The sequence below is a fragment of the Stenotrophomonas sp. YJH_SMC_122 genome (assembly GCF_059369535.1).
Genome location: NZ_JCAFST010000002.1, coordinates 174279 through 196815, shown reverse-complemented (window position 1 = coordinate 196815; position 22537 = coordinate 174279). Strand labels below are relative to the sequence as shown.

General features: G+C 67.9%; 17 protein-coding genes. 7 read left to right on the top strand and 10 right to left on the bottom strand.

Annotation, left to right across the window (positions count from 1 at the left end; all coding sequences use genetic code 11):
- Nucleotides 1-3 precede the first annotated feature (3 nt).
- The 8 genes from AC5P66_RS04390 to AC5P66_RS04355 form a co-directional block, all read right to left on the bottom strand.
- Nucleotides 4-2073, bottom strand: a complete 2070-nt coding sequence (locus AC5P66_RS04390; protein ID WP_495216094.1) for a tetratricopeptide repeat protein — start codon at nt 2071-2073, stop codon at nt 4-6.
- A gap of 56 nt (nt 2074-2129) precedes the next feature.
- Nucleotides 2130-3119 (bottom strand): YheT family hydrolase, encoded by a 990-nt coding sequence (locus tag AC5P66_RS04385; RefSeq protein WP_049414470.1) that lies wholly within the window; start codon nt 3117-3119, stop codon nt 2130-2132.
- Nucleotides 3120-3171: 52 nt separating this feature from the next.
- Nucleotides 3172-3963, bottom strand: coding sequence for a lysophospholipid acyltransferase family protein (locus AC5P66_RS04380; protein ID WP_032954710.1), 792 nt, complete (start codon nt 3961-3963; stop codon nt 3172-3174).
- A 118-nt stretch (nt 3964-4081) separates the two neighbouring features.
- On the bottom strand, nt 4082-4516 hold the full coding sequence (locus AC5P66_RS04375) for a hotdog fold thioesterase (protein WP_049414459.1): 435 nt from the start codon (nt 4514-4516) through the stop codon (nt 4082-4084).
- A 10-nt stretch (nt 4517-4526) separates the two neighbouring features.
- Nucleotides 4527-6584, bottom strand: coding sequence for a phospholipase D family protein (locus tag AC5P66_RS04370; RefSeq protein ID WP_049414458.1), 2058 nt, complete (start codon nt 6582-6584; stop codon nt 4527-4529).
- The gene (locus tag AC5P66_RS04365) at nt 6581-7198 is read right to left on the bottom strand and encodes a YceI family protein (protein ID WP_005420984.1); all 618 of its coding nucleotides are present in this window, start codon (nt 7196-7198) and stop codon (nt 6581-6583) included. The genes AC5P66_RS04370 and AC5P66_RS04365 overlap by 4 nt, the downstream gene beginning before the upstream one ends.
- 4 nt (nt 7199-7202) lie before the next feature.
- Complete coding sequence (locus AC5P66_RS04360) at nt 7203-7679, bottom strand: SixA phosphatase family protein (RefSeq protein ID WP_005420985.1); 477 nt, start codon at nt 7677-7679, stop codon at nt 7203-7205.
- Nucleotides 7680-7728: 49 nt separating this feature from the next.
- On the bottom strand, nt 7729-8358 hold the full coding sequence (locus tag AC5P66_RS04355) for a nucleotide-binding protein (protein ID WP_005420986.1): 630 nt from the start codon (nt 8356-8358) through the stop codon (nt 7729-7731).
- Nucleotides 8359-8481: 123 nt separating this feature from the next.
- Here AC5P66_RS04355 and AC5P66_RS04350 point away from each other — a divergent pair, with 123 nt between their 5' ends.
- Nucleotides 8482-9966 carry an AAA family ATPase gene (locus AC5P66_RS04350; protein ID WP_005420987.1) on the top strand — a complete coding sequence of 495 codons (1485 nt, stop codon included), beginning with the start codon at nt 8482-8484 and terminating at the stop codon, nt 9964-9966.
- A 344-nt stretch (nt 9967-10310) separates the two neighbouring features.
- On the opposite strand, the gene AC5P66_RS04345 is transcribed toward AC5P66_RS04350, so the two are convergent.
- Nucleotides 10311-10946: a tetratricopeptide repeat protein gene (locus tag AC5P66_RS04345; protein ID WP_049414456.1), complete on the bottom strand. Its 636-nt coding sequence runs from the start codon at nt 10944-10946 to the stop codon at nt 10311-10313.
- Nucleotides 10947-11115: 169 nt separating this feature from the next.
- On the opposite strand from AC5P66_RS04345, the gene AC5P66_RS04340 reads away from it, so the two are divergent.
- The gene (locus AC5P66_RS04340; RefSeq protein ID WP_099496072.1) at nt 11116-14802 is read left to right on the top strand and encodes an indolepyruvate ferredoxin oxidoreductase family protein; all 3687 of its coding nucleotides are present in this window, start codon (nt 11116-11118) and stop codon (nt 14800-14802) included.
- A gap of 73 nt (nt 14803-14875) precedes the next feature.
- On the opposite strand, the gene AC5P66_RS04335 is transcribed toward AC5P66_RS04340, so the two are convergent.
- Nucleotides 14876-15490, bottom strand: a complete 615-nt coding sequence (locus AC5P66_RS04335; RefSeq protein ID WP_099496071.1) for a DUF938 domain-containing protein — start codon at nt 15488-15490, stop codon at nt 14876-14878.
- Nucleotides 15491-16176: 686 nt separating this feature from the next.
- Here AC5P66_RS04335 and AC5P66_RS04330 point away from each other — a divergent pair.
- Genes AC5P66_RS04330 through AC5P66_RS04310 form a run of 5 tightly spaced genes read left to right on the top strand, consistent with a single transcriptional unit; the run spans nt 16177 to nt 22535 of the window.
- Nucleotides 16177-17808 carry a TldD/PmbA family protein gene (locus AC5P66_RS04330; RefSeq protein WP_199161076.1) on the top strand — a complete coding sequence of 544 codons (1632 nt, stop codon included), beginning with the start codon at nt 16177-16179 and terminating at the stop codon, nt 17806-17808.
- 30 nt (nt 17809-17838) lie between these two features.
- Nucleotides 17839-19473, top strand: a complete 1635-nt coding sequence (locus AC5P66_RS04325) for a TldD/PmbA family protein (protein WP_061479900.1) — start codon at nt 17839-17841, stop codon at nt 19471-19473.
- A 20-nt stretch (nt 19474-19493) separates the two neighbouring features.
- The gene (locus AC5P66_RS04320; RefSeq protein WP_049416132.1) at nt 19494-20828 is read left to right on the top strand and encodes a TldD/PmbA family protein; all 1335 of its coding nucleotides are present in this window, start codon (nt 19494-19496) and stop codon (nt 20826-20828) included.
- The gene (locus AC5P66_RS04315; protein WP_005421001.1) at nt 20828-21535 is read left to right on the top strand and encodes a DUF4159 domain-containing protein; all 708 of its coding nucleotides are present in this window, start codon (nt 20828-20830) and stop codon (nt 21533-21535) included. Before AC5P66_RS04320 ends, AC5P66_RS04315 begins: the two co-directional genes overlap by 1 nt.
- 16 nt (nt 21536-21551) lie before the next feature.
- Nucleotides 21552-22535: an AAA family ATPase gene (locus AC5P66_RS04310; protein WP_099496069.1), complete on the top strand. Its 984-nt coding sequence runs from the start codon at nt 21552-21554 to the stop codon at nt 22533-22535.
- The last annotated feature ends 2 nt before the right edge of the window (nt 22536-22537 follow it).

Below are 22537 nucleotides of genomic sequence, written 5' to 3'. Positions count from 1 at the left end.
TCCTCACTCTTCCGGGTAACCCAGGCGCACCGCGATCGGGGTGAGCTTGGCGAAGGCGGCGCTCATCACGTCGCGGTAGTTGCGCCAGTGGCCCGGCGGGAAGCGCGGCGCGCCCAGCTGCGCGGCCGGCGGCATCGGCCGCTCGAACAGGCGGCCCAGCAGATCGGCCATCGCCTGCGGATCGTTGCCGATCTGGTCGATGCGCAGCAGCACCTGCGGGTACAGATCATCCTCGTGCAAAGCGGCGACCTGGGCCAGTGCGCGCGCCAGCCATTCGCTGGCTTCGGCCAGCGAGGTCATCGCCAGCGGCGCGGCCGCACCGTAGGCCACCCAGTCCAGCAGCATGTCGCGCGGGTCGCGCAGCACCACCAGCAGGCGGCCCTGCGGCAACTGCGGGCGCAGCGCCCACAGCAGCGCGTTGTCCCACCACAGCAGCCAGTCGATGATCGCGTCGTCCTGCACGCCGCGCGACGGCAGCTGTTCGCGCCAGCGCTGCACCAGCCGCTCCGGCGTCAGCACGCCCGAAGCGAGGTCCTGCAGCGTGTGGTAGTTCTGGAACGCGTCGTCGGGTGCGTTGGAGGTATAGCGGTCGCTGCGCAGCACCGGGCTGGCCGCGGCCAGGCCGGTCGCCACGCGCTCCACGCCCGACCCCGGCGCCCCCCACAGGAAGATCGGCGCGGAAGTGGCATCACCGTCGATCTCGCCCTTGTCCGGCCAGCTCGGCGGTGCCTTGGCCTGCGGCGGCAGCGGCAGGCGCTGCGGGGCCTGGTCGGCCTGCAGGGCCAGCCAGGTCTGCAGCGCGTCTTCGTGCTGCCCGGCGCGATCCTGGATCTCGCCCAGCCAGGTGCGCAGGTCGGCGCGGTGGCCTTCCGGCGCCATGCCGATCAGCGCCTGCACGCGGGCGATGGCGGCCGCCGGATCGCGCTGCAGCAGGCCTTCGACCAGGCGGGTCTCGCCGCTGACGCGGCCCGGCTCGAGGCTGACGATACGCTCGGCGATCGCTTCGGCCTGCGCGTGTTCGCCCACCATGTCGTGCAGCCGCAGGCGCGCTTCCAGCGCCGGCAGGTGGCCCGGCATCGCGTCCATCCAGCGCTCGACCGTAGCGGCGGCGGTGGCACTGCCGACCTCCTCCACCGCCAGGCGCGCCAGCCACAGGTCGTGCAGCTGCGGGTGCTGCTCCAGGGCGGCATCCAGGCGTGCGCGTGCTTCGTCTTCGCGGCCCAGGCGCTGCCAGGACATCAGCAGCAGCTGCAGCACCTCGCGGTCGCCGGGCGCCGATTCCAGCAACGGCAGCAGGTGCTCCAGCGCCTGCAGCGGCTGGCCGCTGCGCAGCGCCAGTTCGCCAGCCAGGCGGCGCATCGACGGCGTATCCATGCCCTGCTGCTGCAGTGCGACCTGCATGGCTTCGGCGGCGGCTTCCAGGTTGCCCTGGCGCATGGCCAGCTGCACCACCAGGCCATGCAGCGAGGAGATCGCCGGGTTCAGCTCCAGCACGCGGCGGAATGCCTGTTCGGCGAAGGCCAGCATGTTCTTGCCCAGGTAGGCGAAGCCCAGTGCGTAGAGCACGCGGGGGTCGTTGGGCTGGGCCTGGTTGGCGGCCGACAGCAGCCTCAGCGCGCGATCGGGGTCATCGCGGCGCAGCGCGATCATGCCGTCGATGGTCAGCAGTTCCGGGTGGTCCGGTTCGACGCGCGAAGCCAGGGTGGACAGTCGCTGTGCTTCGTCGAAATCATTGCGGCCGATCGCCAGGTGGGCCTGCATCAGGTACGCGGCAAACGCGTTCGGGTCCAGCCCGGTGGTGCGGGTCAGTGCCTCGCCGGCGCCGTCGAACTGGCGCAGGGCCAGCAGCAGGCCGGCGTGCTGCAGGTGCAGCTGGGCATCGTCCGGGGCCAGCTGCAGCGCCTGCTGCAGGGCGTCCATCGCGTCCTCGGCCCTGCCCTGCTGCTGCAGCGCAAGCGCCAGCCAGCGGTGGGCCGCGGCCTGGCCGGGTTCATCGTGGGTCCATGCCTGGGCCAGCTGCACGGCCTGGTCGGCCTCGTTCTGGCGCAACGCTTGGATGATCTGGTCTTGCATGGCGGTCCGGTTCAAGGGCAAACCCGCATTGTAGCGGCCTGCGCGCCCGTGCCGGTTCAGCCTTGCAGCACGCGCTGCAGGCGCTGCGCCACCCAGCGCTCGGAGAAGCCATCACCGCGCCAGTTTTCCAGGAAGCCACAGTGTCCGCCCCAGCTGGCGGTTTCCAGGTGCGCCTGGTGCGGCAGCTGCCAGTCGCTGAAGGTCGCGTAGGGGATCACCGGGTCGTCCTGCGCCATCAGGATGTCGGCCGGCACCTGCAATGTGGACAGCCGATCGCCGGCAATCGAGTAGCCATCGAAATAGGCCTGCAACGAACCGAAACTGGTGTGGCGCTCGACCAGCCAGGCGGTCAGCGCGCGGATGTCCAGTTTCAGTACGCGATCGTCGCAGTCGCTCAGTTCGGGGAACAGGTCGCGCTTGCGCCGCAGCGAACCGGCCCACTTGCGGCGGAAGTACCAGTCGTACATCGCCGGACCGTTCTCGATGTTCTCCATGGTCAAGCCTGGGTCCAGCACCGGGCATACCGACGCCACGCGCAGCAGCGGCACGCCGGCCGCCGGCGCGCGCAGGGCCAGGCGCAGCACGAAGTTGCCGCCCAGCGAGTAACCGGCGGCCACCAGCGGCAACTGCGGCCAGCGCTGGGCGATATCGCCCGCGGCATGCACCACTTCGTCGATCAGGTTGGAGTGGAAGATGCCGGGGTTGAGATGATGGGTATTGCCGTGGTCGCGGAAGTTCAGCCGCACCACGTCGAAGCCCTGTTCGAGCATGCGCGCGGCCGCCATGCGCATGTAGCTGGATTCGGCGCTGCCTTCCCAGCCGTGCAGCAGCAGGGCCATGCCCTTGGGTTCGCGGCCTTCGATGTGGCTGTGCCAGCCTTGCAGGCGCACGCCATCACCGCCGTCGAGGATCAGTTCTTCGCTGATCGCGCCGGTCGCGGCCAGCAGCAGCAGGCCGCGCTGCAGGCGCATGCGGCTGGAGCTGAGCATCGACTGCAGGTGCGGGTTGCGCAGCCAGCGCGGCGGCTGGTAGTCAGCCGCGTGCAGCGTCGGCGTGCCGGCGTCCAGGACGGGTGGCGGGATCAGGGCCACCGCACCCTCACCCGGTGCTCATGGCCGCCACGATGCGCGCGCGCGACGTCTCCGCGATGCGCCGACGGCCTTCCAGGTCCTGCGCACCGATCGGTGCCAGGAAGTGCACTTCTGCACGCCGCGCCGGCTCACCGAGCAGGCGCAGGAAATTGGCGAAGAAGCTCTCACCGGGGCCGAACGCGACAATGGTCTGCGCATCGCCCTTGAGCCCGTACACCAGCGCCACCGGCTGCACCGGCACGCCGGTTTCAACCGCGGCCTGGAAGATGCGGGCATGGAACGGGCCTACTTCGTGGCCGCCGCGGGTGCGCCCTTCCGGGAACACGCCCACCGCCTTGCCTTCGCGCAGGCGGTCAGCCATCACCTGCATCACGCCACCGAGCGATTCGGTGTTGCCGCGCTGGTGGAAGATGGTCTGGCCACGCGCGGCCAGCCAGCCGACCAGCGGCCAGCTGGCGATCTCGCGCTTGGCGACAAAGCCCATCATGCGCTGGCTGTGCAGGATGCAGATGTCGACCCAGCTGACGTGGTTGGCGACGAACAGCACGGCGCCGGGCAGCGGCGTGCCGATCTGCACCAGGCGGAAGCCGAAGATCCACATCAGCCCGCCCTGCCACCAGTTGACCACTTTGGCCCCCAGGGTCGCCTCGCCCACGCGCAGTTCGCCCCACGGCCGAAGCATGCCGATCAGGATGAGCGGCAGGAACACGATGATGTGGACCAACAGCAGCGGTACGCGGTACAGGTAACGGCACACACGCGCCACGCCGCCGCGGGGGGCCGGAGTGGGGGAAGTCATCCGCGCACGATACCGGAGGGCCGTCATCGCTGCCAGCCGATTTAGGCCATAACACCCATCGACCGGGGCAATCGGCGGGGAACGCTGGGTTCCGCTGCCGTCACCGGCCGTCCGGGGCTCAGCCGTGGCCGGCCGCCACCACCGCCAGGGTCAGCCGCGAGATGCACACCAGGCGGCCCTGCTCGTCCTCGATGCGGATCTCCCACAGCTGGGTGCTGCGGCCGACGTGCAGTGCGCGTGCGGTGCCGGTCACGGTGCCCGAGCGCACGGCGCGTACATGGTTGGCGTTGATCTCCAGCCCTACGCAGATCTGTTTGGCAGTATCCACGCACAGGTTGCCGGCGCTGCTGCCCAGGGTCTCGGCCAGCACCACCGACGCGCCGCCATGCAGGATGCCGTAGGGCTGGCGGGTGCGCTCGTCCACCGGCATGGTGGCCTGCAGCCAGTCATCACCAGCCGCGCTGAAGACGATGCCCAGCGACTCGATCGCGGTGTTGCGGCTGAGCGTGTTGAGCTGCTCGAGGGAAACGGCTTCGCGGAACACCAGGGTCATGCGGGCACCTTCAGAGGATGGGAACGAGGCCGGCGCCGAATGCGGTCAGCATGCGTACCAGCAGCCATTTCGGGCCGACATTGACCTCGGGGAAATCGCCCACGGCGACATAGCAGCGGTGGAAGTCCGGGTCCTGCCGGGGCAGCGGCCGCGGGCAGTCCGGGCCGGGCTTGAACTCGTAGTCGGTGGCATAGCGCCACGGCCAGAAGTCGAGGATCGGCAGTGCTTCGGAGGCCTTGCCGACGCTGTAGTTGAGCCCGGACAGCACCGGCGGCTTGGCCCGCGGCGCCACCGTCCACGAATTCTGCGGGTGGGTGTCGCGCAGGATGCTCTCGGCCAGCTGCTCGGCGAAGGCCGGGTCATCGATGATCACCGCACCTTCGGTGTTGTAGTTCTCGCTGCGCGGATCGAAGTTGTGGGTGCCGACCACGCCGATGCGGCGATCGACCACCAGCGACTTGGCATGCAGGCCCATGCGCGCGCCCTTGCGGGTGACCGGCAACGGCTTGTTGACCGCCTTGCTGCCCAGGAAGGAGGGCCGGGTCTCGGTGCGCAGCAGGCGGGTCTCGACCTCGCTGCCGGCCGCGCGGCGGCGCTCGCGTGCGTTCTGGTAGGCACTGCCGGTGCGCGGGTGGTTCACCGCCCCCTGCTTGCCGGCGGGTGCCGGGTGCTCATCGCGATCGCGGCTGTCGCCGGCATTGCTGCCCGCGGCGCTGCCGCCGATCAGCGGATTGCGCCCGCCGTCGTCGTCACCCCCGGGCGCGGCGATCGGATCAGGCAACAGGTTGCGGTAGTCGACCGGTGCATCCAGCGGGAACGGCTTGTACTCGAAGATGTTGAAGCCCAGTTCGCGCATGTTGCGCCGCTTGTACTTGTACGACAGCGCATACACGATCGGGTTGTCGGTGGCCGCCAGGCTGTTGCTGGACACCACTACCCGCGGCGGCTGCGGGCGCTTGCGCAGCTCGCGGAACAGCTTCTGCGCCGGCTTGGACAGCACCAGGTACGGGGTCTGCAGGATCACTTCCTCCTGCGCGCCGGCGATCAGCGCATCCAGCTGCGGCTCGGTCACGTGCTGGCCCGCCAGTGGCGCATCGGCCTTCTCGCGCCGGTGCTTGCGCGGCAGGTCGGCGACATAGCGCACCGAGGCCACCGGCAAGGCGGTATCGACGAAGGAACGGCTGACGAAGTCGATGTCATTGGCTTCGGCGCTGACCCGCTGCACCCGCTCGGGGCGGCGGAAGCTGGCCGGCGGCAGGGTCGGCACGCCCTCGCGCAGCAGGGTGCGGCCGACATCGTTCAGGCGCTCGGCCGGCACGCTGCGCCTGGCATGCCAGAAGGCATCGAAGTTGGCGGCCATCGCCCGCGCCTCCGGGCCGGCGATCAGCACGTCGCGGTCGCGGAAGTTGTACTCGCGGTCCCAGTCGTAATAGTCGTCCTGGTAGTTGCGGCCACCGACCACGCCGATCGCATCGTCGATCACCAGCAGCTTGTTGTGCATGCGCTGGTTGAAGCGGCGGAAGCAGCACAGCACGCTGCCGGCATAGTCGAAGTAGTTCAGCCGGGCCTTGCCGAAGGTCGGGTTGTAGACCCGCAGCTGGAAGTTCTGGTGCGCGCCGGACAGCGCGCCGAGGATCTGCAGGTCGGAGATCGCCGAGAGCTGGTCGATCAGCACGCGCACCTTCACCCCGCGCCGCGATGCAGCCAGCAGCTCGTCGATGACCAGCCGGGCGCTGTCGTCCTTGTCGAAGATGTAGGTCTGCAGGTCGATGCTGCGGGTAGCGCTGCGCAGCAGGTTCAGGCGCGCCACCAGCGCACCTTCGCCCTCGTCGAGCAGGGTGGCGTAGTGGCGCGGCTGTTCGGGGGTGGATTCGGTGAACGCCCGGCCGGCCAGCGCTCGCAGCGGTGAGTCCTGCGCGCAGCGGTCGGCGCGCTGGCAGCCGACCACGGTCGAGCGCGCCTGCACGGCGATCGCTTCGGCACGATCGCGCTCGGCATGCGAAAGCGATGCACAACCGCTGCCCAGCAACACCGTTGCCAGCGCCAGTAAACGCAGCAGGAGGTTCACGGTTTCGGCGCCTCGCTCAGGCGCGCACGTAATACGAAGGTCACTCGGTCACTCAGGGCTAGCTGCCAGCTGTCCATTCCATACCGGCCTCGCTGCACGGTACCGCGGCTGACGACATCGCAATCATAGCCGGGTCGGGCGCACTCCGCCTTCTCGACCCGCAGCGACTCGGGGTGGCTGACGCCGCGCAGGGTCAGCCGGCCGTTGATGTCGCCGCCCTGTTCCACCGTCTCCGGCCAGTACGGCAGCGAGTCGAACTCGACCACCGGATGGCGCCCGGCATCGAAGAACTCTTCGCCGCGCATCCAGCCGGTGTAGCGCGCCTTGCCAGGGATCTCCACCGAACGGGTGAACATCTTCAGGTGCACCTGGTGGCGCCCGTCGGACAGGATCTCGATGCGCCCCTCGAAGTGCGGGAACACGCCTTCGATGCGCTGGCCGAAACGGGTCCGCACCTCGAAACCGATCCGCGAGCGCTGGGTATCCAGGCGCAGTACCCGCGGCGCTTCGGCGGACACCGGCGGCAACGGGGTTGGTGGGGGCACAGCGGCCCAGGCCGGGCCAAGCGCCAGCAACGCGGGCAGCAGAAAGCGGCTGCGCCGCGCCTGGCTCATCGGATCACGGCCACCAGAACGCGTTCAGGCTGGCCACGCCCGGTTCGATCGAGACCTCGCGCGGGAAGCCGAGGACCGCCACGCCGCCCGGCGGCATGCCACGGTAGTCGCTGCTGGTGCCGTCGGTCATCAGGGCCACCAGCTGCTCCAGGCCCGGGTTGTGGCCCACGATCAGCACCCGGTCCAGGTCGCGACGCTCGTCCACCAGCGCCGCCAGGGTGCCCGGGGTGGCTTCGTAGATCCGGTCTTCCAGGCGCTTCTCAACATAGCCGATGGCCGTCATCACCGCTTCCAGGGTCTCACGGGTACGTCGCGACGGCGAGCACAGCACGCAGTCCGGCAACAGGTTGTTTTCCTTCAACCACTTGCCGGCGGCTTCAGCTTCGGCCAGCCCTACCGGCGACAGCGGCCGGTCGAGGTCGGCCTGACCGGAAACGGCGGGTTCGGCATGGGCATGGCGCAGCAGGATCAGTTCACGCATCGCGGGTTTCCATGGAGAAGAGGATGCAGCAGGAGAAGTGACGCAGGCATCAAAGCTTGAGCCAGGACAGCAGCGGTTCCCAGTCGGCCTGGTGTTCGCGCACCTGCGCGGAGCGATAGTCGAACAGGCTGCGGCCCAGGCCGGTCATGACCACGTAGCTCTGGCTGTCACGCAGCTGCGCGACCACCGGGTACGGCCATTCGGCCAGCATCTGCAATGCCTGCTGCGAGGTCTGCGTCCAGGGTTTGGTGCGGTTGAGGACCAGCCCCACCGGCAGCTTGCGGCTGTGCACGCGCGGGTTCTGGGCCAGGCTGTTGAGGAAGCCGACGATGGCTTCGATATCCAGCGCCGAGGGCAATACCGGCACCACCACGGCATCGGCCGCGTCCAGGAAATGGGGGATATCGTCGGCCAGCGCACCGGCTGGTGCATCGATGATGACGGTATCGGTACCGTCGGGCAGCTTCTGCGCCCACTGCTTCTTCCGATACACATCGATGGGGAGCACCGCGCTTTCCAGCCCGGCACGCCGTTGTGCCCAGCGGGTGCTGGAGCCCTGCGGGTCGGCATCGGCGATCACCGTGGCCTTGCCCTGCAATGCCGCGTACGCGGCCAGGTGGGTGGCGACGGTGGTCTTGCCCACCCCGCCCTTGGAACCGGCCACCAGGATCGTCTTCATGCCAGCCTCGCTTCCGGGTACGTGCCCCGAGCGTACACCGGCGGTGGTGACGGGAGGTAGCGCCGTGCTGAACCAGTGGCCATCGCCTTTGCTATCGTGGCGCCCCCGAAGGATCGAACCGGCATGAGCGAACTGCAGGACCTGAGCGCACTGATCCGCGCCAATACCCCCCTGATCGTGATCGAGACCCAGGATGAGGGGCGCATCGTCGAACTGTTCCGGCAGACGCTGATGCACGTGTGGCGGGCCCTGCACCGCTGGTCCATCACCGAGGGCCTGCGCCGCATTGACCTGGACCGCGAGGATCCTCCTGTCGGCCCGCCCGATGCCAGCGCCGCGCTGCAGATGATCCGCCAGGCCGACCAGCGCGGTGTCTACCTGCTGCTCGATTTCCACCCCTACCTGGGCTATGCCAGCCACCAGCGCGCACTGCGCGACCTGATCCAGCGCCGCCACAGCGAACCGCACGTGCTGGTGCTGATCGGCGCCAAGGTCGAGCTGCCGGCCGAGCTGGAAGCACTGGCGGTGCGCTTCAACCCGCGCCTGCCCGATGCCAACGCCCTGCTGAAGATGCTGCGCGAGGAGGCCGACGCCTATGCGCGCGAACACGGCGGCCGCCGTGTCGAGGTCGACAGCGAGGCGGTGAAGAAGATCCTGAAGAACCTGCAGGGCCTGAGCCTGGTCGATGCCCGCCGCATCGCCCGCCAGCTGATCTACGCCGATGGCGCGCTGCGCGACGACGACCTGCCGCAGCTGGCACGGCTGAAGTTCGAGCTGCTCAACCGCAGCGGCCACCTGTTCTTCGAGCACGACAGCGCGCGCTTCGGCGACGTAGCCGGCGCCAACCGGCTCAAGCGCTGGATCAGCCAGCGCCGGGTGGCCTTCATCGCCGGCTCGGCACCGGCCGGCCTGGACCCGCCGCGCGGCATGCTGCTGCTGGGCGTGCAGGGCTGCGGCAAATCAATGCTGGCCAAAGCCACCGCCGCCGGCTTCGGTGTACCGCTGCTGCGCCTGGACGTGGGTGCGCTGTACAACAAGTATCACGGCGAGACCGAGGCCAACCTGCGCCAGGCGCTGGCCTCGGCCGAGCAGCTGGCGCCCTGCGTGCTGTGGATGGACGAGATCGAGAAGGGCCTGGCCAGTGGTGGCGAGGACGGTGGCGTATCACGCCGTGTACTCGGCTACCTGCTGACCTGGATGGCCGAACGCAAGGCGCCGGTGTTCATCGTTGCCACGGCCAACCAGGTGCACGAGCTGCCGGCCGAACTGCTGCGCAAGGGCCGTTTCGACGAGATCTTCTTCGTTGACCTGCCCACGCCGGAGGTGCGCGTGGAACTGCTGCGGCTGCACCTGGGCCGGCGCCAGCTCAATGGTGACGACTTCGCGCTGCCGGCGTTGGCGGCCGCGGCGAATGGTTTCTCCGGCGCGGAGATCGAGCAGGCGATCGTGGCCGGGCTGTATGCAGCGCACGCCGAAGGCCGGCCGCTGGACACCGAACTGCTGATGAATGAGATCCGCGCGACCCGACCGCTGTCGGTGCTGATGGCCGAACAGGTAGAGGCACTGCGGGCGTGGGCGTCGGGGCGGACGGTTTCCGCAGACGATTGAGGGGTTTCCAGCGAACGGCGCAGCTCCTCGTGGCGGCTGGTTGGCTGTGAACATCAAAAGCCGCGCTTGGCCGGGCGGGGTGGATTCGCGTTGGCTGGCCGCTCTTGAGCGCATGGGGTCAGATCCGTTTTCCTCTGGAAAACGGATCTGACCCCAGTTCGATTTCTATCCCGGGCAGATCAGTGAGCCGCATGGATGCGGCGACCAAGCCCCCATGGATGGGTTTACGGCGGCCCCGCAAACCCACAGTGCCCCGCCATCCCTCAGGAAACCCGCTTTGGCTTTGGCTTTGGCTCCAGCCCTTGCTTCTGCGGGTGCCGGGTGCAACCCGGCCCCCCCTTCCCTCAGGGCCAGGCCGGCGGGGCGGCCGCCCAGGCCTGCTGCACTTCCGCCAGCGAAGCACGCTCGTCGTCGCGCCACAACGGCAACAACTGCGCATAGCGGCTGCTGTCGCTCCATTGCGTCGGCTCGGTACGCACTGCGGCGGCATACCACTGCACCGCCTCCTGCTTCCGCCCGGCCCGCCACAGCGCCAGCGCATAGGTCGGTGGCAACCAGCCCGGCTTGCTCAGCGAACCACCGGCAGCCGCCTGCCATTGCTCCAGGGCGGCTTCGGGCTGGCCCTGACGCAGCAGGTCCCACCCGTAGTTCCAGCGCACGCCACGGCCCAAGCTGCCCTGCACCGGCGCATCCTTCAGCGCTTCGCGATACAGCTGTTCACCCAGTTCGGTACGGCCCTGGGCAATGGCCACCGACGCCAGCTGCACGGTGGCCTCCACGGTTCGCCGGCCGCGCTCGCGCTGCTTGAGCAGCTGCGCCACCAGCGCATCCCCGTCGGACTGGACCACGATCATGGGCACGGCGGCCGCATCGCTGTCGAAGTAGAACTCCTGTGGTGCCGGCACCGCCGGCGCGGCCCACACCGGGGCCGCTCCCGAGACCAGCAGCATGCTGCCCAGGATCTTTCCTGCAACTGACATCCCTTCTCCCCAGGCCGCAACTGCAGCCTCCCTCTCTCTCCCCGATCCTAACCCCAGCATGGCCGCCGGCGCGAGTGCCGGGGCGGCCGGGCCTCGCTGCTACAATTCGCGCCTTTCCCGCCGCGTGCCTGCACGCGGCCGGTGCCAGCCGATCCTGACCGGGCCAGCCATGACCAGTACCGCGCAACTCACGTCGCCCTCCTCCACCGACCTGATCGACCGTGACTACACGCTCGACCACAAGTACACCCGCAACGAGGGGCGGATCTATCTGAGTGGCGTGCAGGCGCTGGTGAAGCTGCCGCTGATGCAGCGGCTGCGCGACGCGCACCAGGGCATCGACAGCGCCGGCTTCGTCAGTGGCTACCGTGGCAGCCCGCTGGGCGGCTTCGACCTGGAGCTGTGGCGCGCACGCAAACACCTCGACGCCGCCAAGGTGAAGTTCACCCCCGGCCTGAACGAGGACCTGGGCGCCACCATGGTGTGGGGCACCCAGCAGACAAACCTGTTCCCCGGCGCCAACGTGCAGGGCGTGTTCGGCATGTGGTACGGCAAGGGCCCGGGTGTGGACCGCTGCGGCGACGTGTTCAAGCACGCCAATGCCGCTGGCACCTCGCGCTACGGCGGGGTGCTGGCACTGGCCGCCGATGACCATGCCTGCCGCAGCTCGACCCTGCCGCATGGCAGCGAGGACGAGTTCGTCAGCGCGATGATGCCGGTACTGAATCCGGCCGGTGTGCAGGACATCCTCGACATGGGCCTGCTGGGCTGGGCGATGAGCCGCTATACCGGGCGCTGGGTCGGCTTCAAGACGATCGCCGAGACAGTCGAATCATCGGCCTCGGTCGAGGTCGACCCGATGGCGCGCCGCATCGTGCTGCCGGAGGACTTCGAGATGCCTTCGGGCGGTCTCAACATCCGCTGGCCGGACCCGCCGCTGGACCAGGAAATGCGCCTGCACCGCTATGCGGTGAAGGCCGCACAGGCGTTCGCCCGCGCCAACGGCATCGACAAGGTGGTGATGGACGCGCCGCGCGCGCGGCTGGGCATCGTCACCACCGGCAAGAGCTACCTGGACGTTCTGCAGGCGCTGGAATACCTGGGCCTGGACGAAGCCGCCTGCGCCGACATCGGCATCCGCGTGTACAAGGTCGGCATGACCTGGCCGCTGGAGCCGCAGGGCATCGCGCGCTTCGCGCAGGGCCTGGAAGACATCATCGTGGTGGAGGAAAAGCGTGCCTTCATCGAGCGCCAGATGAAGGAACAGTTCTTCAACTGGCCGGCCAGCTGGGGCCAGCGCCCGTCCATCGTCGGCAAGTACGACGAGAGCGGCGAATGGATCCTGCCGTCCACCGGCGAGCTGACCCCGGCCACCATCGCCGGCGTGATCGGCCGCCGCATCCAGAGGTTCTTCAACAACGCATCAATCGAGCAGCGGCTGCAGTGGATGCAGGAAAAGGAAGCCGAGCTGGCCCTGCCGCGCGCCAGCTTCCCGCGCGTGCCGCACTACTGCTCCGGCTGCCCGCACAACACCTCCACCAACGTGCCGGAAGGCTCGCGGGCGCTGGCCGGCATCGGTTGCCATTACATGGTGACCTGGATGGACCGCAGCACCGACACCTTCACCCACATGGGCGGCGAAGGCGTGACCTGGGCCGGGCAGGCGCCGTTCACCGATACCCCGCACGTGTTCCAGAACCTGGGCGACGGTACCTATTTCCACAGCGGCTCGCTGGCGATCCGCCAGGCGGTGGCTGCCGGGGTGAACATCACCTACAAGATCCTCTACAACGATGCGGTGGCGATGACCGGCGGACAGCCGGTGGACGGCCCGTTGAGCGTGCCGGACATTGCGCGGCAGATGCGCGCCGAAGGCATCCACACCATCGTGGTGCTGTCGGACAACATCGGCAAGTGGACCGCCCAGCGCGAACACTTCCCCAGCGATGTCGAGTTCCACGACCGCAGCGAACTGGATGAGGTGCAGAAGCGCCTGCGCGAGGTGAAGGGTGTTTCGATCCTGATCTACGAACAGACCTGTGCCACCGAGAAGCGCCGTCGCCGCAAGCGCGGCAAGCTGGAAGATCCGCAGAAGCGGGTGATGATCAGCTCGCTGGTCTGCGAAGGTTGCGGCGACTGCGGCAAGAAGAGCTTCTGCGTGTCGGTGCTGCCGAAGGAAACCGAGTTCGGGCGCAAGCGCGAGATCGACCAGTCCAACTGCAACAAGGACTATTCCTGCGTGAACGGCTTCTGCCCGAGCTTCGTCACCGTGCACGGCGGCCAGCCGCGCAAGGGCAGCAAGCGCGATGCCTCCACGCTGCTGGACAACCTGCCGGCACCGACTCTCCGCGGCAGCCTGGAACAGCCCTGGAACATCCTGATCACCGGCGTCGGCGGTACCGGCGTGGTGACCATCGGTGCGCTGCTGGGCATGGCCGGCCACCTGGAAGGCAAGGGTGCGACCGTGCTCGACCAGACCGGCCTGGCGCAGAAGGGCGGCGCGGTGACCACGCATATCCGCATTGCCCGTCGCCCTGAGGACATCCATGCCGTGCGTATCGCCGCTGGCGAGGCCGACCTGGTGCTGGGCTGCGACATGGTGGTGGTCAACGATTACTGGGCGCTGTCGAAGGTGCGCGCCGGCCGTTCGCAGGTGGTGCTGAACACCTACGAAGCGATGCCGGGCACCTTCACCACCCGCCCGGACATGCAGTTCCCCGCCGCCGACATCATCGCCGGCGTGCGCGTGGCACTGGGCGGCCAGGAGCCGCTGCTGCTCGATGCCACCCAGCTGGCCACCGCGCTGCTGGGCGATGCCATTGCCGCGAACCTGTTCATCCTCGGCTACGCCTGGCAGCAGGGCCTGGTGCCGCTGTCGTTCGATTCACTGATGCGCGCCATCGAACTCAACGGCGCCGCCGTGGCGATGAACCAGCAGGCCTTCGCCTGGGGTCGCCTGGCGGTGGTCGACCCGCAGGCCGTGCAGCAGGCCGCCGGCCTGGTGCACAACCGCCACACCGATACCGAGTCCACCCCCGGCCCGCTGCACCCACTGCCGCCGGGCGAGTGGGAAGGCAATGAATGGGGTGCCACTGCGGCACCGCGCAACACCGGCGACGAACGCGAACTGCGTGGCCTACCCTCGCACGGTGGCGACGTGGCATTCCTGCCGCTGGACGACGCACGCCTGTCGCGCTCGCTGGATGAAATGATCGAGCGCCGCGCCGCGTTCCTGGTCGAGTACCAGGATGCCGCCTACGCCAAGCGCTACCGTGACCTGGTAGCGCGCGTGCGCGCCACCGAAGCCGACCGCATCGGCGGTTCCACTGCGCTGACCGAGACCGTGGCGCGCTACCTGTTCAAGCTGATGGCCTACAAGGACGAGTACGAAGTGGCGCGCCTGTACACCAGCGGCGACTTCCAGCGCCGCCTGCAGCAGCAGTTCGAGGGCGACTACCAGCTTCGCTTCCATCTGGCACCGCCGCTGTTTGCGAAGAAGGACGAGCAGGGCCGGCTGCTGAAGAAGGAATACGGCCCGTGGATGTTCAAGGCCTTCGGTCTGTTGGCGAAGCTGAAGTTCCTGCGTGGCGGCCGCTTCGATGTGTTCGGACGCACCGGGGAGCGCCGCATGGAGCGCAAGCTGATTGCTGATTACGAGGCGACGGTGCAGGTGCTGCTGGACGGGCTGGAGGATGACCGTCTGTCGCTGGCGGTGGAGATCGCCAGTATTCCCGAGCACATCCGCGGCTTCGGCCATGTCAAGGAAGCCCACCTCGAACAGGCCAAGGCACGTGAAACGGCGTTGCTGGCGCAGTGGCGCAACCCGAAGGCGCTGCATATCGTGCAGGTGGCTTGAAGGGAGTGCCGGCCGCTGGCCGGCTTCCATCCTGGCACTTGTTTGCCGGCCAGCGGCCGGCACTACCGGCGGTTCACCCCAGCCGCCACAGCAGCAGGCGATTGTTGGCCGGCATCGCCACATCCCCCAGGCGGGTGAATCCGTGGTCGGCGGCCAGCGCCTGCACCGCTTCGCTATCGCGGATGCCGCTGCGTGGATCGCGCGCCTTCAGCCACGCATCGAACTGCGCATTGCTGTCGCTGGTGTAGCGGCCGCCGTAGTTGAACGGGCCGTACACCGCCAGCAGCGCGCCGTGACGCAGCAGCGGCGGCAGCGCGCCGAACAAGGCCTGCACGTGCTGCCAGCCCATGATGTGCAGGGTGTTGGCGCTGAACGCGGCGTCGAACGTACTGCCCTGTGGCAGGCTGAGCCCAGGCGCCGGTGGCAGTTCCACCTGCAGCGCCACCGGCGGCAGCAGGTTCAGCAGCGCAGCCTCGGCGCGCCAGGCCTCGATGCCGGGCAGATGGTCCGGATGGTCGCTGGGCTGCCAGCGCAGCCACGGCCAGCGCTCGGCGAAGAAGGCTGCGTGCTGGCCGGTACCACTGCCGATCTCCAGCACCCGATGGCGGTCGCCCATCCACGGGTCGAGTGCGGTGGCGATGGGTTCGCGGTTGCGCTCGCAGGCTTCTGAATGCGGCTTGCTCGACATCAGGACGGTGTCCAGGCGGGGTCGGCCCCATTGTGCACGAGGGGGTGCCTGCAGGGCTTGCAGCCCTGCACCCGCAGGAGCAACGGCAAAGGCCGAAGCAACGTCAAAAGCGGACTTCCTGTGGGTTGGCGGGGTGGGTCCGATTGCGGGGGACGCCGTAAATACGTCCCTGTAGGCTCGGTCGCGCCATCCATGGCGCTCACGCCCCCGCAACCGGACCCACCCCGCCTTCGACAGATTTCCGCCATCTGTCGGAAGTGCTCTTGGGGTCAGATCCGTTTTCCACAGGAAAACGGATCTGACCCCGGATTCATTTCGATACCTGACAGATGTGTCGACCAAGGTCGACACCTACCAACAGCCGCAGGAATCTGTCAGAGGTGGGGCGGTGTCGGATTGCGGGGTGTCAGCCGCATGGATGCGGCTGCCAAGCCTCCATGGACGGATTCACGGCGTCCCCGCAATCCGACACCGCCCCGCCCACCCACGGAATGCCGCTCTGGCTCTGGCTTTGGCCGTTGCCGTTGCCGCTGCATTGAGCAGTTGCAGGGCGCAGCCCTGCCGAAACCCTCCCCAACCATGACTGCAGTCACTTGCCCGGTTGCACCGCGCTGGCGAAAGTCGAGGAGTTGACGTGATCGGTCCGGCGCGTTGCCGACCGCACGCAAGCGAGAGAGAGAAACGCTGTGCAACGACGTGAGTTCCTGGCTTTTTCCGGTCTGGGCCTGGCCGGCCTGCTGCTGCCGCATTCCCGTGCCATCGCCGCCGAGCAGCTGCTGGCGCCGGTCGATACCGCCCAGCGCCGGCGCTTGGCCGAGGTCGCGCTGGCCACCGCACGCTCGGCCAAGGCCAGCTACTGCGATGTGCGCATCGGCCGCTACCTCAACCAGTCGGTGATCACCCGCGAGCACCAGGTCGGCAATGTGACCAACCGAGAATCGTCCGGCGTGGGCGTGCGGGTGATCGTCAACGGTGCCTGGGGCTTTGCTGCAACCCATCAGCAGACCGAGGCCGCCGTGCGCGCGGCAGTCGAGCAGGCGGCGGCAATCGCCCGCGCCAACGCCAGCATCCAGACCCGCCCGGTGCAACTGGCACCCACGCCGTCCGTCGGTGAAGTGCGCTGGCAGACGCCCGTCCGCAGGAACGCGATGGCGGTGCCGATCCAGGACAAGGTCGAGCTGCTGCTGGCCCTCAATGCCGCTGCGCTGGATGCGGGCGCCGACTACATCAATTCCTCCCTGTTCCTGGTCAACGAACAGAAGTACTTCGCCTCCAGCGACGGCTCGTTCATCGACCAGGACATCCACCGCATCTGGTTGCCGTTCACCGCCACCGCCATCGACAAGGCCAGCGGCAAATTCCGCACCCGCGCCGGCCTGTCCTCGCCGATGGGCATGGGCTATGAGTTCCTCGATGGCGATGCGCGCGGCAAGGTGCAGCTGCCCGGCGGCATCACTGCCTACCGCGATTCCTACGACCCGGTCGAGGACGCCATTGCGGCCGCCCGCCACGCACGCGAGAAACTGAAGGCGCCGTCGGTGAAGCCCGGCAAGTATGACCTGGTGCTGGACCCGTCCAACCTGTTCCTGACCATTCACGAGAACGTCGGCCACCCGCTGGAGCTGGACCGCGTGCTCGGCTACGAAGCCAACTACGCCGGTACCAGCTTCGCCACGCTGGACAAGCGCGATGCGGGTTTCCGCTGGGGCAGCGACATCGTCACCTTCTTCGCCGACAAGACCCAGCCCGGCAGCCTCGGTGCGGTCGGCTACGACGACGAAGGCGTAAAGACACAGCGCTGGGACCTGGTGCGCGACGGCATCCTGGTCGACTACCAGGCCACCCGCGATGAAGCCCACATCCTCGGCCGCGATGCATCGCATGGCTGCAGCTATGCCGATTCCTGGTCCAGCGTGCAGTTCCAGCGCATGGCCAATGTCTCGCTGGCGCCGGGCAAGCAACCGCTCAGCGTCGAGGACATGATCAAGGACGTGGAGAACGGCATCTACATCCACGGCCGCGGTTCGTATTCGATCGACCAGCAGCGCTACAACGCGCAGTTCGGCGGCCAGCTGTACTACCAGATCAAGGACGGAAAGATCGCCGGCATGGTTGAGGATGCGGCCTACCAGATCCGCACGCCGGAATTCTGGAACGCCTGCACCGCCATCTGCGATGAACGCGACTTCCGCCTGGGCGGTTCGTTCTTCGATGGCAAGGGCCAGCCCGGACAGGTCTCGGCGGTCTCGCACGGTTCGTCCACCACCCGCTTCAACGGCATCAACATCATCAACACCGCGCGCAGTCTCGGCGCTTGAGCCACCCATCCTTCGACATGGAGAGCAGCCTTGCAAAGACGTGACTTCCTGGCCCTGACCGGGCTTACCGCGGGCGGGCTGATCGTGCCCTCCTTCTTCGGCAAGGTGATCGCCGCCGAGCAGCTGCAGAGCACGCTGGACCTGGGGCTGAAGAAGCGCCTGGCCGATGCGGCGCTGGCCGCCGCCCGCCAGGCCGGTGCCACCTACTGCGACGTGCGCATCGGCCGCTACCTGCGGCAGTTCGTGATCACCCGCGAGGACAAGGTGCAGAACGTGGTGAACACCGAGTCCACCGGCGTCGGCATCCGCGTGATCGTCAATGGTGCGTGGGGCTTTGCCGCCACCAACGCGCTGGGCACCGCCGACGTGGCCAAGGCAGCGCAGCAGGCGGCCGCGATCGCCAAGGCCAACGCCGGCGTGCAGACCGCGCCGGTGCAGCTGGCCAAGGCGCCGGGCGTGGGTGAGGTGAGCTGGCGCACGCCGATCCGCAAGAATGCGATGGAGGTGCCGATCAAGGACAAGGTCGGCCTGCTGCTGGACGTCAACGCCGCCGCAATGGGCGCCGGTGCCAGCTTCGTCAACTCGATGCTGTTCCTGGTCAACGAGCAGAAGTACTTCGCCTCCACCGACGGCTCCTACATCGACCAGGACGTGCATCGCATCTGGGCGCCGATGACGGTCACCGCCATCGACAAGGCCAGCGGCAAGTTCCGCACCCGTTCGGGCCTGTCCTCGCCGATGGGCCTGGGCTACGAGTACCTGGACGGTGCCGCCGCGGGCAAGGTGGTCAGCCCCAATGGCGTGGTCAACTACAGTTCTTCCTACGACATGAAGGAAGACGCCATCGCCGCCGCCCGGCAGGCGCAGGAAAAGCTGAAGGCACCGTCGGTGAAGCCGGGCAAGTACGACCTGGTGCTCGATCCGTCGCACACCTGGCTGACCATCCACGAGTCGATCGGCCACCCGCTGGAACTGGACCGCGTGCTCGGCTACGAAGCCAACTACGCCGGCACCAGCTTCGCCACCCTGGACAAGCGCGAACAGCGTTTCCAGTACGGCAGCGAGCTGGTCAACATCTTCGCCGACAAGACCCAGCCGGGCAGCCTCGGCGCCGTGGCATACGACGATGAAGGCGTGAAGTGCAAGCGCTGGGACCTGATCAGCAACGGCAAGCTGGTGGACTACCAGACCATCCGCGACCAGGCCCACATCCTCGGCAAGACCGAGTCCGACGGCTGCTGCTATGCCGACTCGTGGTCCAGCGTGCAGTTCCAGCGCATGGCCAACGTGTCGATGGCACCGGGCAAGAAGCCGCTGAGCGTGCCGGACCTGATCAAGGACGTGGAGAACGGCATCTACATCATCGGTGATGGTTCGTTCTCGATCGACCAGCAGCGCTACAACGCGCAGTTCGGCGGCCAGCTGTTCTACGAGATCAAGAACGGCCAGATCACCCGCATGCTGGAAGACGTGGCCTACCAGATCCGCACGCCGGAATTCTGGAACGCCTGTACCGCCGTGGCCGACGAGCGCGACTACCGCCTGGGCGGCTCGTTCTTCGACGGCAAGGGCCAGCCGGGCCAGGTCTCGGCGGTCTCGCACGGCTCGTCCACCGCGCGCTTCAACGGCATCAACGTCATCAACACCGCACGCAGCCTCGGCTGACCGGTCAGGAGCCCTTACACATGAGTATCTTCACCGAAGCCCAGGCCAAGGCCATCCTCGACAAGGTCATCGCCCTGTCCAAGGCCGACGAGTGCACCGCCGTGCTGGCCGGTGCGATCAGCGGCAACATCCGTTTCGCGCTGAACAATGTCTCCACCAGCGGCATCGTCGACAACACCGAGCTGGCGGTCACCGTCGCCTTCGGCAAGCGCGTGGGCACCGCCTCGATCAACGAGTTCGACGACGCCGCGCTGGAACGCGTGGTACGCCGTGCCGAAGACCTGGCCCGCCTGGCCCCGGAGAACCCGGAGTTCATGCCGGCCATCGGCAAGCAGAGCTACCGCGCCAGCCCGACCTTCAGCGAATCCACCGCCGCGATCGATCCAGCCTTCCGTGCCAAGGTCGCTGCCGATTCGATCGCCCCGTGCCGCGGCCACGGCCTGATCGCCGCCGGCTTCCTGGAGGACGGCCAGGGCTTCCAGGCCACCGCCAACAGCAACGGCAACTTCGCTTACCAGCGCACCACCAACTTCGACTACACCTGCACCGTGCGTACCGAAGATGGCCGCGGTTCGGGCTGGGTCGGCCGCAACCTGAAGGATGCTGCCGACTTCAAGGCCGACCAGGACATCCGCATCGCCATGCGCAAGGCCACCGAGTCGGCCGAAGCCAAGGCGCTGGAACCGGGCAAGTACACGGTGATCCTGGAGCCGGCCGCGGCGGCGGGCCTGATCAGCTTCATGATGAACTTCTTCAGTGCACGCTCGGCCGATGAAGGCCGCAGCTTCCTGTCGAAGAAGGGCGGCGGCAACAAGCTGGGCGAGCAGGTCTACGACCCGCGCGTGACCATGATCGCCGACCCGTGGCATCCGGAGGCGCCGGTGCTGCCGTGGGACAACGAGGGCCTGCCGCGCGAGCGCATGGCGATCATCGAGAACGGCAGGATCGCCAACCTGGACTACTCGCGCTTCTGGGCGCAGAAGCAGGGCAAGACCGCCAAGGCCTCGCCGGGCAACCTGCTGATGAGCGGTGGCGACAAGAGCACCGCCGAGCTGGTGCGCGGCACCCAGAAGGGCATCCTGGTCACGCGTACCTGGTACATCCGCATGGTCGATCCGCAGACCGTGCTGCTGACCGGCCTGACCCGCGACGGCACCTTCTATATCGAGAACGGCCAGATCAAGCACCCGGTGAAGAACTTCCGCTTCAACGAGTCGCCGGTGATCATGCTCAACAACATCGAAGAGCTGGGCAAGCCGGTGCGTGTGGCCGGTGATGAATCCAGCTTCGTGATGATGATCCCGCCGATGAAGCTGCGCGATTTCACCTTCACCTCGCTGTCCGACGCGGTCTGATGGATCGCCGGGCCTGCCTGCGCTGGTTGGCCGCTGCCGCTTCGGCGGCGGCGCTGCCGGCCTGGGCACAGGCAGGCCCGCGCAGTTCGCGCTACGACTTCTGGTTCACCCGCCTGCAGTACGACTCCGGTGACTGGGACGTGGACGCGCGCATGCCATCCAACCTGATCACCTCGCTGATCGACTACACCTCGCTGCGGGTGGACCCGCAGGAACACGTGGTCGCCCTGGCCGACCCCCGCATGCTGGAAGCGCCGTTCTGCTACCTGGCCGGGCACACGCTGGTGGAGTTCAACGCCGCCGAACGGCAGAACTTCGTGCGCTACGTGCGCAATGGCGGCTTCGTCTTCGTCGACGACTGCAACCATGACATCGACGGCCTGTTCGCCACTTCGTTCGAGGCACAGATGGGCCGGCTGTTCGGCCCCAAGGCATTGCAGAAACTGCCCAACAGCCACGCGCTGTACCGCAGTTTCTTCCGCTTCCCGGACGGTCCGCCCGCCACCAGCTTCGAACTCAACGGCTGGGGCGACGACCTGGTGCACGACTATCTGAAAGGCATCGAGGTCGATGGTCGGCTGGGCCTGCTCTACAGCAACAAGGACTATGGCTGCGAGTGGGACTACGACTGGCGCAACAAGCGCTTCCTGGCCGAAGACAATACCCGCTTTGGCGTCAACATCGTGATGTACGCGCTGAACAATTGACAGGACCTGCACGCCCATGAACGCCTCCGACCTCGATTCCCTGCTGCCGCGCCTGGATGAACTGCGCGCCGCGCTCGCACGCGCGGTGGTGGGCCAGCACACGGTGGTCGAGCAGCTGCTGATCGGTCTGCTGGCCGGCGGCCACTGCCTGCTGGAAGGTGCGCCCGGGCTCGGCAAGACCCTGTTGGTACGGTCGCTCGGCCAGGCATTGGAACTGCAGTTCCGGCGCGTGCAGTTCACCCCCGACCTGATGCCCAGCGACATTCTCGGCACCGAGCTGCTGGAGGAAGACCACGGCACCGGCCATCGCCATTTCCGCTTCCAGCAGGGCCCGATCTTCACCCACCTGCTGCTGGCCGACGAACTCAACCGCACCCCGCCCAAGACCCAGGCCGCACTGCTGGAGGCAATGCAGGAACGCACCGTCAGCTACGCCGGTAGCACCTACGCACTGCCCGCGCCGTTCTTCGTGCTGGCCACGCAGAACCCGATCGAGCAGGCCGGCACCTACCCGCTGCCGGAGGCGCAGCTGGACCGCTTCCTGCTGCACGTGCTGGTGGATTACCCCAGCGAAGACGAGGAGCGGCGGATCCTGGAACAGACCACCGGCGGTGCCACCGACGCGGTGCCGAAGGTGATGGATGCCGAGGCGATGATCGCCCTGCAGGCCGCCGTACGCCAGGTGCATGCCAGCCCCGACGTGCTGGCCTGGATCACCCGCCTGGTGCGCGCCAGCCGGCCTGGCGACGGCGCCCCGGCAGCGATCAACCAATGGGTGAAGTGGGGCGCCGGCCCGCGCGCCGGGCAGTCGCTGGTGCTCGCGGCAAAAGCGCGCGCATTGCTGCAGGGCCGCTTCGCCGCCACCCGCGAGGATGTGCAGGCGCTGGCCGCACCGGTGATGCGCCATCGCCTGCTGCTGTCGTTTGCCGCCGAGGCCGAGCAGAAGCGTGCCGACGACGTGGTTGCCGCGCTGCTGCAGGCCGTGCCGTTCCCGGGTTGAGC